Origin of the sequence: Neobacillus niacini, from assembly GCF_023715785.1 — a bacterium.
Classification (GTDB): Bacteria; Bacillota; Bacilli; order Bacillales; family Cytobacillaceae; genus Neobacillus; species Neobacillus niacini_E.
In genome coordinates this window covers 351,155-365,213 of the sequence record NZ_JAMBOX010000001.1, presented here as the reverse complement: position 1 = coordinate 365,213, position 14,059 = coordinate 351,155, and the positions used below count along the sequence as shown (strand labels likewise).

At 40.6% G+C, this 14,059-nt stretch carries 9 protein-coding genes and 3 pseudogenes; 4 read left to right on the top strand and 8 right to left on the bottom strand.

The features are described from left to right. Window positions 1-499: 499 nt before the first annotated feature. The gene (locus tag M3234_RS01820; protein ID WP_262303036.1) at window positions 500-2,152 is read left to right on the top strand and encodes a sulfatase-like hydrolase/transferase; all 1,653 of its coding nucleotides are present in this window, start codon (window positions 500-502) and stop codon (window positions 2,150-2,152) included. A gap of 240 nt (window positions 2,153-2,392) precedes the next feature. Here the strand turns inward: M3234_RS01820 and M3234_RS01815 are convergent. From M3234_RS01815 to M3234_RS29885, 7 genes and pseudogenes are all read right to left on the bottom strand, one after another. Further along, window positions 2,393-3,572: pseudogene (locus M3234_RS01815) on the bottom strand (IS110 family RNA-guided transposase). A 402-nt stretch (window positions 3,573-3,974) separates the two neighbouring features. Beyond that, window positions 3,975-4,723: pseudogene (locus M3234_RS01810) on the bottom strand (polysaccharide deacetylase family protein). 175 nt (window positions 4,724-4,898) lie between these two features. Next, the gene (locus M3234_RS01805) at window positions 4,899-5,114 is read right to left on the bottom strand and encodes a DUF6366 family protein (RefSeq protein WP_262303035.1); all 216 of its coding nucleotides are present in this window, start codon (window positions 5,112-5,114) and stop codon (window positions 4,899-4,901) included. 152 nt (window positions 5,115-5,266) lie between these two features. Continuing rightward, complete coding sequence (locus M3234_RS01800; protein WP_262303034.1) at window positions 5,267-5,563, bottom strand: DNA-binding protein; 297 nt, start codon at window positions 5,561-5,563, stop codon at window positions 5,267-5,269. Window positions 5,564-5,674: 111 nt separating this feature from the next. Next, window positions 5,675-5,950 (bottom strand): hypothetical protein, encoded by a 276-nt coding sequence (locus M3234_RS01795; protein ID WP_285858189.1) that lies wholly within the window; start codon window positions 5,948-5,950, stop codon window positions 5,675-5,677. Window positions 5,951-6,075: 125 nt separating this feature from the next. Then, window positions 6,076-6,618 (bottom strand): signal peptidase I, encoded by a 543-nt coding sequence (gene lepB / locus M3234_RS01790; protein ID WP_262303033.1) that lies wholly within the window; start codon window positions 6,616-6,618, stop codon window positions 6,076-6,078. Window positions 6,619-6,887: 269 nt separating this feature from the next. Further along, window positions 6,888-8,395: pseudogene (locus M3234_RS29885) on the bottom strand (reverse transcriptase domain-containing protein). Between the two features lie 1,133 nt (window positions 8,396-9,528). On the opposite strand from M3234_RS29885, the gene M3234_RS01775 reads away from it, so the two are divergent. The 3 genes from M3234_RS01775 to M3234_RS01765 all read left to right on the top strand — a co-directional run bounded on the left by M3234_RS01775 (window position 9,529) and on the right by M3234_RS01765 (window position 12,680). Further along, window positions 9,529-10,041, top strand: coding sequence for a CBO0543 family protein (locus tag M3234_RS01775; RefSeq protein WP_262303031.1), 513 nt, complete (start codon window positions 9,529-9,531; stop codon window positions 10,039-10,041). Next, window positions 10,032-10,523 (top strand): CBO0543 family protein, encoded by a 492-nt coding sequence (locus M3234_RS01770; RefSeq protein WP_262303030.1) that lies wholly within the window; start codon window positions 10,032-10,034, stop codon window positions 10,521-10,523. The genes M3234_RS01775 and M3234_RS01770 overlap by 10 nt, the downstream gene beginning before the upstream one ends. An 84-nt stretch (window positions 10,524-10,607) precedes the next feature. Further along, a complete protein-coding gene (locus tag M3234_RS01765; protein WP_262303029.1) occupies window positions 10,608-12,680 on the top strand; it encodes a peptidoglycan D,D-transpeptidase FtsI family protein in 2,073 nt (690 codons plus the stop codon). 200 nt (window positions 12,681-12,880) lie between these two features. Here M3234_RS01765 and M3234_RS01760 read toward each other — a convergent pair whose 3' ends face one another. Continuing rightward, a complete protein-coding gene (locus tag M3234_RS01760; RefSeq protein ID WP_262303028.1) occupies window positions 12,881-14,059 on the bottom strand; it encodes a M20 metallopeptidase family protein in 1,179 nt (392 codons plus the stop codon).

The following is a 14,059-nucleotide window of genomic DNA, read 5'->3' as shown; positions in this document are numbered from 1 at the left end:
GCTTAGAGTTGTTTTCAACTCCAAGCCTTTTTTATTATCTTATTTAACTAATGCCCCCTTTAGTTAAGTGAAAAAACTCACAATTTTTTTCTTAACAAAATATAATCACTCACGTGTAGGGGTATATAAAAAGACGCCTTCTTATTCAAGAAAAGCGCCTGTTTGTGGAAATGTCATGACCTTTTGGATAACCGATAAATAATTTTCACAAGCGGACAAATGTACAAGCGACAACTTTCCTTTAAACATATATTAAATTCAAATCCGAAAATAAGAAGGACAAATTATGACCAGCAAGGAAGTAAATAAAATCGATATTGCCTTGGATATGGTCTGCCACGAACCCGAAGGGTGGGGAAAAGGATAGTCCTAATTTATTACAAAGAAAGAAGGTTTTTTTTGAGACAGAAATGGATGTATGAACCAAGCGATTCTATGTATATGTTTTCGTGTAATTTCAATTGCAACTATAGTACTTTTCCTGATAGGGGGGAGGATCATGAACCGCCACGGCAACCATCATAATTGCTCCGAAGAAAACGAACGTCGGGCACGGCCAAATATTCTTGTCATTTTGGTTGACCAACTTCGATTTCCCCAGGGCAGCTTCAATCAGGAACTTCTGGATCGGGCGGCACCGAACTTGGCAAAGCTACGCCTTGAATCAGTCAGTTTCGATGCGCACTACGCTGCGGCAACCGCCTGTTCCCCCTCGCGCTCGGCACTATTAACTGGGCTTTATACTCACCAGAACGGCATGTTTCTGACCAATACCGATGGGTTTGTATCAGATATGCCCCCTACACCAGACCTTAACCCGGATTTCCCTACCTGGGGTTCCGTTCTGCAGTGCGATTATGGCTACCGCACATTCTGGTGGGGCAAATGGCATCTGTCCAATACCTGCCCCCTAGATCGATATGGGTTCCAAAGGGATGCCCTTCCGTGTCCTTCCCCTAACGGTGGCCCAGGCGAAGGTTTGGAAAAGGATCCGGAAATTGCTGACCTGTTTATCCATTGGCTAAAAGGTTATGACCATGCAAATCCATGGTGTACAACAGTTAGTTTGGTCAACCCGCATGACGTCCAGTGGTTTCCAGAGTGGACAAAGGATGTACCAGGAGAGAAATGCCCACCACCTATTAAAGAGTTTCACGAGGCACTGCCGGCTAATTTCGAGAGGTGGCCAGAAGCACTTTTCCTGCAAAATAAACCGACGGCGCAGGCAGCATGGGCCCTTATTTGCGACAAGGTCTTTGGTGAGATGCCATATCATGGGCACGACTTTGAAGAGCTGTGGTTTCAGTTGCTCGATCTCTACTATCTCGCCACGCAGTATGTCGATAGGCAGATTAAGCGAGTGCTGAGGGCATTAAAGAAAAGTAAGTACGCTGACAATACCATCGTGGTTTTCACATCGGATCACGGCGAGTATGGAGGCGCAAACGGTCTACGTGGCAAGGCGTTTGCGGTGTATGAGAGTAGCACCCATATCCCCCTCTATGTAAAGGATCCTACCGGAATGTTTATGCCACCGGATCAAGCTGGCACAACCCGGGACGGGCTTACTTCCCATGTTGACATTCTACCGCTGTTGCTTACCTTTGCTTCTGGCAACAACAAGTGGCGTGACCAACCCCAGTACGCCCAATGGTCAGGGCGTGCCGACCTAGCCTCGATGCTTGGGAGTCGCTGTGCAAAGGGAAGAAATTATATCCTTCACACCAGCGATGAGGACATTCCCGAAGAAGGACCGAAACTTGGCATTCCGTATTGCGATACACTAATCAGCCAAGTACAGCTACCAGAGCCATTGCCGCGGCGCCCAATTCCGACCCACGTAATAGGGTATCGCACTAAATATGCCAAGCTAGGTGTATACAGCCGCTGGACGCCCGGCACGATTCAGATCACCACGGATGGGCAGGAGTATGAACTGTATGACTATGCAAAGTATGGAACAGATGAAGTGACTAACAATGCTCCAGGTGGCCCCATGCCGGAACCGGAGTTGTTTGCCGACCTGTATCAGCAACTGAAGGACGCGGTTGCTACCGAACTGCGGCGTCCCCTACCACGGTTCTTACAACCGGTTCAGCGGCAGGCAATAGCGGATTATCTAGCTTTCGAGGACCGGGTGAAAGGGTGTTAACAATCAAAGAGTGGCTGCAAGCCTATGCAGCCACTCTTATTATCCAAAACATTTATTCGGTTAAGTGGCCCTATTACTAAAAAAGGCACAATTCCTCTTCAAGAATACCAGCTAATATAAGTCAACACTTTTCATTTAGAGTATTAAAATTAATCATGTTATAATAAATTTAGGCATGACAAACAAACTTCAATAGAGTGATTTTGAAGTCTTTGTAAGTTATGTTAATTAATGGTGATTTTATGGTTCGAAACTCTCTTTGTGTTTAAGAATGGCATAAATCCAGTGTAATAGCTTGTTGGCGCAGGCTATTATTGCTACTTTGTGAGGTTTTCCCTCACTTCTTTTTTTGTCATAAAACTCTCTAAGTTTGGTGTTTCGATTATTAATTAATCCACACTGAACGGCTGTATATAAAGCTTGTCTTAGCTTAGTAGAGCCTCTTTTCGTGATACGGTTTATGGTAGCTGTAAACTTACCTGATTGATAGATTCTAGGGTCAATACCTGCGTACGCCACTAACTTTTTAGGATGACTAAACTGCTTAATTTCCCCTATTTCGGAGATAATCGTAGCCGCAATCTTACAGCCAACTCCCGGTATAGAACGGAGAATCTCATACTCTTCAAATTGCATAGCTAATTCATTAATCTCTTGTTCTAGGATTGAAAGAAACTCTCTTTGTTGAAGAAGCATTTGGATGTACATCTTTAAGGTCAATAAATTTCTTAAAAGGGTTTCGTTCTGCTGATTCCTGAAGCTTATTCGCCTTGTCCAAAAACCATTCATAGGAACGTTTTCCTCCTAGGCTATGCATCATCTTCGCCATTTCATCTGTTGTTGCCTTCAAAACTACTTCTGAAGTAGGATATAAAAGCAAGGTTTTTAAAGATACCCGTGAATACAAATCCCCAAATACGCCCTTATATTCAGGAAAAACTTGATCAAGAATCGTTTGAAACTGCAGCTTTAACTGTACGTAATTACGTGTTAGTGAATCATATTGTCTAGATAAATTACGTAAGTTCATGGTTTGAACATTTTTTCGGTGAAATGTTTCTAAATCTTCTTTGTAGTAGAGTTCGTATAAATGTCGAGCATCTGCTGGGTCTGTCTTAACCTTTCGAAGACTACTCTTTTTAGCTTCATAAGAAATCACTGGATTTACTAAATAGTAAGTTATCCTCCTCTCCTCAAGATACTGAAGTACAGGTTCATGATAGTGTCCAGTAGACTCAAAAATCACCACAGGATTTGCTTCAGCGTTTAATTTGACCTCCTTGTAAAATACATAAAAATCACGTAAACCATTGGTATCATGCTTAAACTTAAAGGTTTTTCCAAAAGGTTGCTTCCTTGCCAAGAAAGCTTGGACTTGACTTTCTCCTTTTGCGACATCCAGACCAATGACTGGATCCATACTTTATCACATCTCCTTTTACTGTATTTGCCGGCAGCTCCTAAGTATCTTGTAGTTTCATAGCTTCGCTTGTTATTCGGGGTCAATTGCACCAACCAGCCTCAAACATGTTTTTACAAGTAGGAGGTGGACATTATTCTGCACGGGATCAGGGTCCCACGCGCCCGATCGTCCTACCCCGACTACCTAAAGCATAACCCATATAAAATAGGCCAACCAGTATAACTACTAGTTGACCTTATAATACGAAAGCGCCCTATAAATGAAGATCGTGACTGGCTTTTTAAGGACTTTTTATCAGGGAGACACCTACCAGACCATACAGAATCACCGTGAGGTTAAATCTTAGGTATTCAATCCTGTAATTTGTTCATTTTTTGTAAATGATTTCTCCTAAGAAGCTCATATGTCCGGTACTATTTTCTGTTGAAGAAATAGTAACTCAGATACTGTCACACATTTATAACCATTCTTGTACAGAAATTCCATAATGTTATCTAACGCTATTACTGTTTGAGACGATGGAGTTTGTTGGCTACCAATCCAATCATGGAGTAGAATGATATTTCCTGGTTCTACTCCTTTTGTTATTTTGTTTGAAATACTGCTGGCTGAAGGTCTTTTCCAATCTTCTGGATCTTGATGCCATGACCACATAATCACTAGCTTGTCATTTTTTACAGCTGTATTAATGATTAAATCATTGTAAAGACCTCCTACAGGACGATAGAGAGTAGGTTTATTCCCTATGATACGCTCGATAATTTGATCTGTTTGTTCTAATTCAGAAGTTAATTTAGAAACAGTAATATTCCTTTTATAAATATGATGATACGTGTGATTAGCAATTTCGTGTCCCTCTTCATGCATCCTTTTTAAAACACTAAGGTACTTTCGACTTTACTACCCACTACAAAAAAAGTAGCTTTCGCATCATATTTATCTAAGATGTCAAGTATTTGAGGAGTAAATATTGGATGAGGGCCATCATCGAAAGTAATGGCAACTATTTTCTCCTGTGTGTCTACTTCCCAAATGACATTTCCTGTTTTTTCGTAAAATTCACGACTTCTAGTGATGGCAAAGATAGGAGATTGACAGAGAAATAATTGGATCAATAAAAAAGGAATTATTACCCATAATTTTTTCATTTAATCTATACTCCTAACTAATATAAGTAAAAGTAGTTTATGGAGCTTTCATCTGATTTATTTAAGAGAAACTAATGAATCTTAATTATTGATGACCTTCGATAAATAAAATAAAGTGAATTATATGGACCTTTTCATGAATAGAGACGCTTTCCTTATTTCGGAAAAGCGCCCTTTACTTAAAAAAGAATGATGCAGCAATAAACCCTATTATGATTACTAGGATAAGTATCCCTGTCCCTTTCCAGCCCAAACTTCCTACTAAATCTGCAAGACCACCACTGCTTGCTCTATTAAAAGCATCATTCATACTACCCGTTGGATTTCTTTTCAATTCCTCTTGTCTTACTCTCTCTCTTTTTTGTTCAGGAGTTTCTTGCTTATCATTCACTTAAAAACCCCCAGTAAATTAAACAACCATTTTTAATGATTTTACCATAAGCATCCAGATTTGTTTGGAATTCTTATTCAATTAAATGGCCCTTTAAACGCAAAAAGGGCCTTTTCTTATTCAAGGTAAGCGCCCGTTTATGGAATACTTGTTTACTCTCCTAAATTTGTTAACCATTTACGCAATTTCGCTTTAGGGTAATATATCTTATCTTTTATAATAATATGTGGTATGTCTGGATGTTCCTGAGTTAAAAACTTTACATCTTCTTTCGATATCCCCATAAAGTGATGTACATCATTTTCCTTTATCAATTCATGTTCATCATCTTCGTCAAAGATTTCACTAAGGCCTTTAGCATCCGGATTCTTAAAGTTTTTCAGTCCATTACCTATAAAATATCCTGCAACAGCAATTCCTAAAGCTATCCAAATAGAATCAAATTCCATGTTGATATCCCCCTAATTTTTATATAATGTTATTCTACTAAATGGCCCTTAAATGGAAAATGAGCGCTTATCCATGTCCAAGGATAGCGCCCGATAACGGCATAACTGAAACTATAATTTATCAACGTATTGTTTCGCTTCAAGTAATGAAAGTCCCAAAGATTGCCTTGCTTCCTTAACAGCCTGAACCCCTTTCCCCCCTTTGACTAGCTCACGTAGTTTTTCATTTATGGGGTGTTCAGGCACATTCACTTGATCAGCAACCTGATCCAATGTGCATTTTAGACTTTTAATTCGAGCTTCAAGGGAATTTAGTTTGCCAGAAAAAGTAGCAATAAGTGTAAAGATTATTACTACCAAGCCCCCTATAATTATAAATTCGTTCAATGTAATCACTCCTATTTCCAATCAAAAATCCTTACTCAAAATCCAGCGCTCATATGTAACAGGGGCGCATTTTTTGCTACACAAATGCGCCCGTTAATAGAATAATTGTTTTCAGCAGTATTATGTTATTTGGGCATACCGATTTTTTGCAACGGATAAAATCGAAACTTTACTTCTCCAATAACCGAATCAGTCGAAATAAAACCAAAATCTCTACTATCTTTGCTTTTCAATCGATTATCACCCATAACAAAGAAATAACTATTTGGAACCTTTTTACTTCCGGTAAGTTCCTTTAGTGTAAAATCACCAGTAACCTTACTTAATTCGATATTATTATTTCTTTTCACATAAGGTTCCTCATATGGCTCTCCGTTAATGTAAAGTACATCATCCTTCATTTCTACACTATCCCCGGGTAGGCCGATTACTCTTTTAATATATTGTTCATCTTTATCTGGTGCTTTGAAAACAATCATATCAAATCTTTCTATTGAGCTTGTTTTACTTACTACAATCCTATTATTACTTTCAAATGTAGGTTCCATGGATTCACCCTTAACAACCACTGGTGCAAAGATAAATTCACGGCATATAAACACAATAACTACAGCAAATGCAATCGATTTAATCCAAGAATAAACTTCCTTTTTTGTACATGCTTGCAAGAAAAGCCCCCCTAACATAAATCTTTTATATATTTATTTTAACGTACCGTCAATATCCAAACACTATTAACTCAGTTACCCAAGATAATGGCCCGATTGTGGAACAAGCTAAAAATTTATTCTTTATACAGATAGGTAAGGCTTTGAGGTTATCGCCACCTTTTCCCCCTGTTCACACCGTACGTGCAACTTTCACCGCATACGGCGTTCCAACTAATCCAATTCATTCAATTCTATGTATTGTTTAGATTGATGGCTTTCTTCCGAAATCATATGGCTTCATTTTTACATTGTAATCGAAATTCGTTTATCTTTTCTTTTTGCTTTTTTGGTAAGTTTTAAGGCTTTGATTAATTTCTTTATCTTTTCACTATCCTTAAGGTGGATTAGGCGATGAACTGATTCATGGAGTATCACTAGATTTGAGAATGTATCATCTTTTGATAGGTGATAGGGATTCTTGTGATGGCAGTGCCAATCACTGACGCCAAGCTCCACTCCTGTTACCGCACATTTCCCATATTGAGCAATAAACTTACTTATTCGATTGTCATTGTATTCGATTGACCGATTTGGAATATAGTTTTTCATGATTGAAAATAAAACCCTTTTGCTAACTGCCTTTAAACTTTTGTGGATTTTATCCCTACCTTCGGCAGTATAATTACATGTTTCCTGCGAAAAGCATAAGTTTGTTTTATGCTTCTGGGCATATATGGGCACAAATACCATACTTTGTATTTTGTATAGTTTCGATTTGTAACCTTTGTACCTTTTTTGTAGAGTTTTTGTCATCTCATGAAAATTCGCATCTGTTCTAAAAATCTTTAAACGATTATATAGTGTTTTTCTTAGATAGAAGTTTAACTCATTAAGATCTGTTGTAATTTGGGTGGCTGCGGAATAGTAGTTTTGGATTCCCATTACAACTGTGTTGAAATGCCAGACCGTTTCTACACAAGGGTTCTTCTGGATTACTTTAATTGCTTCTTTAATTTTATTAGAGGTATTAGTCTTTGCTTTTCTAGACATATGTGAATGGACTACATAACCAAACCTAGTTTTTCCCTTTCTTACTACTTTAAAAGTAAAGCCGAGAAACTCGAAAGAGTTTTTCTTGAGGTTAATTACCTTTGATTTTTCATCGCTGGTTTCAAGATGTAATCTTGTTTTCAAAAAGTCTTTTATGGCATAGTTCATTCTGATTGCTTGAGAACGAGTTCTGCACAGAACTTTAAAATCGTCCGCATAACGGACGATAAAGCATTCTTTTAACCCAGATTTTTTAAGTCCTTGGTACCTGATTCCACTGGTCTTATATTTAAAGTTGCTTTCGAATGTTTCCCATTGATTACTTATCCACCAATCAAGTTCATTGAGAACGACATTTGGGCTCCAATACTTGTAGAATGCACTGTTGGAAGATTCTATCCCAGATGGTTGGAATCCCTAAGGGTCTAAGTTTTCCGTTCCCTTTTTCAATAAACACTCGCCTTACCATTTGAGGTTTGTAGTTCTTAAACATGAATTGAACCGTGTTTATTCCATCTTTCACCAGTAAATGACAAATATCTTTAATCGTAAGATTATCAGTTCCTGCCGTTTTACTACCTGTATTTCTTTTGATATTGCGATAGGCAAGACGAATGTTTTCATCAGAACTCATCAATTCTATTAATCCATAAAACTTTTTACCACTGACACTTTGAGCGTACAGAGCGTCAAAGCACTCCTGCAAGTTATAATACTCATTGTGCCTCAGCTTTTTCCGTTTCAATAAGTCGGCAACTCCTTTCGGAATTAAACCTCTTTTAGTCTCACAAGAACCTTATTAATCGATAAAAATCTGCATTACATGGTTGAATGATTCTTCATGTCTAGTGGCTATCCCTCCATGTGGATTAGACATTTCATTGGTACTGTGCCACCACTTTCACCGATATTAAGGCAAGTTATACAGTAACTAATATCATTACTGCTTTCCTTGCCAACGGTTCACAGGGAGTAAGCCCTCCACGTTATCAGCTTACAATGTTGAATTATATCTATTATAGAATGAACTTAGGTGCTTCCTGTAAGCCTGTTAGCATTCATACGCCTGTAATGTATCATGGATTTTTATATTAGTTATTCTTACTCACCCACAGCTAACCTCACAATTTGGTGATATACACATTTCTATGTATTGCAGGTAAAAACCCGTACATTCAGAAGTTCGTCAGCTTAACCATTTTCTTTTAGGTGTTTTCGCATCCTCACCATATTCATCAAAGAATTCACACACCCTACAATAATTATTTCATACCCTGTGAATTACTATGTGAATAAGGGCGAAATAGAGGACAGAAACTCGCTAAAATGTTGATAAATCAGTAAAAAACGCCCTGTGAATTACATTGTGAATTCAAGTGCGTTTTCCTATGTGTTTTACTATGTTTGCACCTCTAAGTAAACCCGTTAAGTAATTATTGGCGGGTTTTTTTATTAGGAATGTCTTTAAATCGTGTAACCACCAGCAAAAAATAAGCGGAGTTTTTCCGGTTAAATGGAGAAGGGAGGGTCAATTCGGGGAGAATAAGCGGAGTTTTTCCGCTTATGCGAGAAAAAAACCCTATTTTTAAATTTTTTGATTCAATAGCCGGAATATCTCCGTCTATTTAAGCTTTTTTTAATAAAAATTACTAAATAAGCGGAATTCTTCCGTCTATTTATTGAAGCAAGTGCTTAACCTGATCCCCCAACCGAAAAATGCGACCGATTTTGATGCAGAATGAGGGAATCGTGGCCCTTGATGTTTAATTCCCTTTGGCATGGGAAACAATTTGATTAGTGAGTCGAACAATGTCGAATTGTAGTTATTTTTAAAGAAGTGAAAACCGTCACCTGCTTCGTTCAATAGGAGGCAAGATTATGAGCTTTGATTATTTTATCATCGTGATGATTTGGGTTATTTCGATTATTACGCTGTTCTTAGCGATTCCCAAAGCAAGAATCCGGGAGTTTGTGGCGGTGTTTTTGTTTTTTCAGGCATTAACATGGATGTTTAGTATTACTCTTACGGCCTTCGGTCTCCTATCAACAGAAGTCCGCCTTTTCGAACATGCAACGAAAATTAGCTTTACCTCGGAATTTGCATTTTATCCGACTCTGGCCGTTGTTTTTCACCGCTTCTATCCTGAAAAAGCCGGAAAACGAAAAGTGATTCTTCACTACCTATTATTTGTCGGAATCATCCTTTTATATATGTACCTTTTGGACAAGTTTACAGGAATTATGAACGGCGAAATTACCGAGCAGCTGATTAGGACCTTTTTTAATTTTATCTTTGAATTTTGGCTATTAAGGCAATACATGGTCTGGTTTATGAGGTCCATGAGCAGCCAAGCCCATCATGTATCGGAGGGCCCACAGCAATGGAAATGACCTTTCTTTATGCCATCTGGTCTATCACCATCTTCTCTTTGATTTTGCTGCCCAAAAAGCGCCTGCATGAGGCGAGTATCATTGCTATGTTTCAGCAGTTTGTCACCTGGTCCCTTGGTTTGCTTGTGGCGGAGTTGAATTTAATCCAATACCCCGTCCGGGAATTTGCTTCGGTTAATAAAACGAGCTTCACCTTTGAATTTTTAGTCTATCCTGTCCTCAGTGCATTTTATGTTTTGTATTACCCAGTTGGACGCAGCCGTTGGAAACGGTGCCTTTATACAACGAGCATCATTACCGTCAGCATTATTTCAGAGGTTATTTTTGAAAAATACACCGACCTTATTACATACGTTCATTGGAAATGGTATGTTTCCTTGATTTCGGTCTATTTAACCCTTGAGCTAGTTCGAATCTTTCATCGCTGGTTCTTTAAAGCGGAATCACCCCAAAAAAAGTCAATCAACATGGAAAAAAATTGAAACCAATTCCCCCCCTCAAACGTCTATATGTTATTAAGGGGAAATTTTGTAAACTTCTTTGTGCAGCAAATGGGGGGCGGTTGGATGACCAGCAAAAAAGAGAAAAAACGCACGTTGTTGCGGGTCAATATTCTGTTTGTGATCGTTTTTTTGCTTTTTTCTACGCTTATTTTTAGAATGGGTATTGTTCAAATTGTCTATGGTGAAGACTATCAAAAACAGATTTCCATGACGGAAAACATTACTGTCAATAATCCTGTTCCACGCGGGGAGATTTATGACCGATACGGACGGCCCATCGTCAGCAATCTGGCGGTCAATACTATTATTTATACAAGAGATGTCAATATATCCAATCAAAAAGTTCTCGAGGTTGCTAAGGAACTGGCCAAACTCATACATAAAGAAACCGATCGTTTAACCGAGCGGGATTTAAAGGATTATTGGATCCTGACGCGGCCGGAAAAAGCAAAGAAAAAACTCACGGCCAAGGAATTAGCCGATAAAAAACTGACCAATAAAGAGCTATACCAACTGCAGATCAAAAGAATTGATCCGCAAACCGATTTGGCTGAAATCGATGAAGCTGAGCTTGAGGTTGCCGCGATTTATCGCGAAATGGCGGGCGGCTATACCCTCACACCGCAAATCGTAAAAAATGAAAATGTGACAATGGAGGAACTGGCTGTCGTTAGCGAGAATCTCGACCTGTTGCCCGGCGTGGATGTCGTGACGGACTGGAACCGGGAATATCCGAATGGCGACATCTTCCGTTCTGTTTTGGGGAATATCACGTCTTCAAAGGAAGGACTGCCCGCGGATAAGCTAGATTACTATCTTCCTAGAGGGTACAGCCGTAATGACCGGGTCGGAAAAAGCCAGATTGAGTTATTTTATGAAGATGTGCTAAAAGGGCAAAAGGAAAAAGTGCAATACAAGACAAACACGGCCGGAAATGTCGTATCAAATCGGGTCATTAGTGAAGGAAAGCCAGGGAAGGACTTAGTGCTGACGGTTGACATGGAATTACAAAAACGGGTGGAAGAGGTTTTGGCCAATGAACTGTTGGAGGCCAAAAATAATGGCGGCGGGCCTTTCCTCGACCGGGCTTTTGTGGTGATGATGAACCCGAAGACAGGGGAAGTTCTCTCGCTGGCCGGGAAAAAGCTTGAGCAGAAGGATGGGGGGTGGACGGTCACGGATTATGCGCTGGGAACGATTACCTCTGCCTATGCCGTCGGATCGTCGGTTAAAGGCGCAACAGTTTTAACCGGTTACAAAACAGGCGCCATCAAACCGGGCACTTCGCTGCTTGATGAACCCCTTCATATTCAAAGTACACCGACGAAAAGTTCGTATACGAACATGAGCTTGATTGATGATTTGACCGCCCTAAAAATGTCTTCGAACGTGTATATGTTTAAAACGGCAATAAAAATGATGGGGACAGACTATCGTCCCAATATGAAGCTGCCGCAAAGCACGGAGGTTTTTAAAACGTTCCGGTATTATTTCAACCAGTTTGGGCTCGGTGTCAAGACCGGAATCGACTTACCGAATGAAGCGTCCGGCCTACTTGGGGATACTTCCGTTCAAGGTAAAGCGCTCGACTTTGCAATCGGGCAGTTTGATACCTATACGCCAATACAACTGGCCCAATATATTTCCACCATCGCCAATGATGGAAAAAGAGTCAAGCCGACCATCGTAAGAGAAATTCGCGAACACAGCACGGACGATGAGCTCGGTCCTGTGTATAAATCGGTGGAACCGGTGGTGCTGAACCAACTCGATATGGAGCCCGCCCAAATTAAGCGGGTGCAGGAAGGATTTAGAAGGGTGTACCAGGATGGCGGTACCGCGTCTGCTTACTTTTCGGTAGAGCCGTATCGTTCCTACAACCTTGCAGGAAAAACGGGGACTGCGGAATCCTTCTATTATGATGCCGTCAAGAAACGGATCATCACGGATATCCCGACCTACAATTTAACACTGGTCGGCTATGCACCTTTCAATGATCCCGAGATCGCCTTTTCCATCGTGGTGCCGTTTACCCGGACCGATTCCCATCCGGTCAACAAAAAAATCGGGCAGGGTATTATGAAGGCGTATTACGATTTGAAAAACGGAGTGCAGGTTGATCCCATTCAGCCATAAGGCTATTAAACTATCAAGATCAGAGCATAAAGCAAAGGCCAGGAGACATGGTTCTCCTGGCCTTTTCCTTTTCCTTTTATGACGTGCAAACTGGAAGCGCAAATAAAAGGGTAAAAATCGCAAATAAACTAGTGATTGGCGCAAATAATAATAGCAAAAGCACAAATAAACAGCGAAAACCCGCAAATAAAAAGTTTCGGTTACTGCAATAATCGAAAAGCAGATAGAACCATCCATTTTACGCCGATTTTGATCGCTTCTTCGTCGACCATAAATTCAGGGTGGTGCAAGCCATGGATGATGCCTTTTTCTTCATTTCTTGAGCCCAGCCATACATAGCATCCGGGGACTTCTTTTTGATAATAGGAAAAATCCTCGCCGCCCATCGTTGATTCCGCAAGAAGCGTCTGTTCCTCGCCGACAATGGAAACAGCTGCGGAGCGAACCACTTCGGTAATCTTCGGATCATTCACGACAGCCGGAATCAGAAATTGATAGTCGATTTCTACCTCGCCACCGTGTGCGGTTACCGTATTGGTCACGACATTTTTAAACGTTCGATAAATCTTTTGTCGTACCTCTTCATTCGAGGTTCTAACCGTTCCTTTCAGAATCGCCTGATCGGGGATGACATTATTGGTGGCTCCTGCTTGAAAGGCACCGATGCTGACCACGGCCGATTCTTTCGCTGGAACGGTGCGACTGACGATCGTTTGAAGCTGGCTGACAACAGCACTGCCAATCACAATCGGGTCGATGGTGTTTTCCGGCAACGCAGCATGTCCGCCTTTACCTTTGATTGTAATCGTAAAATCATCACAACTGGCCATGAAGAAGCCTTCTTTGATCCCAATGGTTCCCGTCGGAAGATCTGGCGAGTTATGCAGGCCGATAATCGATTTGACGCCCTCCAATAATCCTTGCTCAATGACCGAAACGGCTCCGCCCTCGGTTTCTTCTGCCGGCTGGAACAAAATCCGGACATTTCCCGGCAGGATGTCGCGCAAGCTTTGCAGGACGATTCCTGCACCTAAGGCAATCGTAGTGTGGACATCATGGCCGCACATATGACTGACACCATCGATTTTTGAGCGGAAGGGAAGGTCAGATGCCTCTTGGATTGGCAGTGCATCAATATCCGAGCGTAAAGCAATCGTCGGGCCCTGTTCTTTTCCGGTCACCTCGGCAGCTGTTCCTGTTTTTAAACCTGAGGGAATTGGCGCGATACCAAATTCCTTTAACCATCCGTTGATGCGTTCCGTCGTTTGAAACTCCGCGTTGCTGAGCTCAGGATACATATGAAGCTCTCTGCGGATTTCTACTAGTTTCGGAAACAGGGAGTCTATTTTTTCATCGAGGAATGCAGATAGTTCTTTCAT

What these genes read in the sequence shown, in the direction of transcription:
- M3234_RS01770 (WP_262303030.1), top strand. Translation starts at nt 10,032, where the DNA reads ATGGAAATGACCTTTCTTTATGCCATCTGGTCTATCACCATCTTCTCT.
- M3234_RS01765 (WP_262303029.1), top strand. Translation starts at nt 10,608, where the DNA reads ATGACCAGCAAAAAAGAGAAAAAACGCACGTTGTTGCGGGTCAATATT.
- M3234_RS01775 (WP_262303031.1), top strand. Translation starts at nt 9,529, where the DNA reads ATGAGCTTTGATTATTTTATCATCGTGATGATTTGGGTTATTTCGATT.
- M3234_RS01800 (WP_262303034.1), bottom strand. Translation starts at nt 5,563, where the DNA reads ATGGAATTTGATTCTATTTGGATAGCTTTAGGAATTGCTGTTGCAGGA.
- M3234_RS01820 (WP_262303036.1), top strand. Translation starts at nt 500, where the DNA reads ATGAACCGCCACGGCAACCATCATAATTGCTCCGAAGAAAACGAACGT.
- M3234_RS01760 (WP_262303028.1), bottom strand. Translation starts at nt 14,059, where the DNA reads ATGAAAGAACTATCTGCATTCCTCGATGAAAAAATAGACTCCCTGTTT.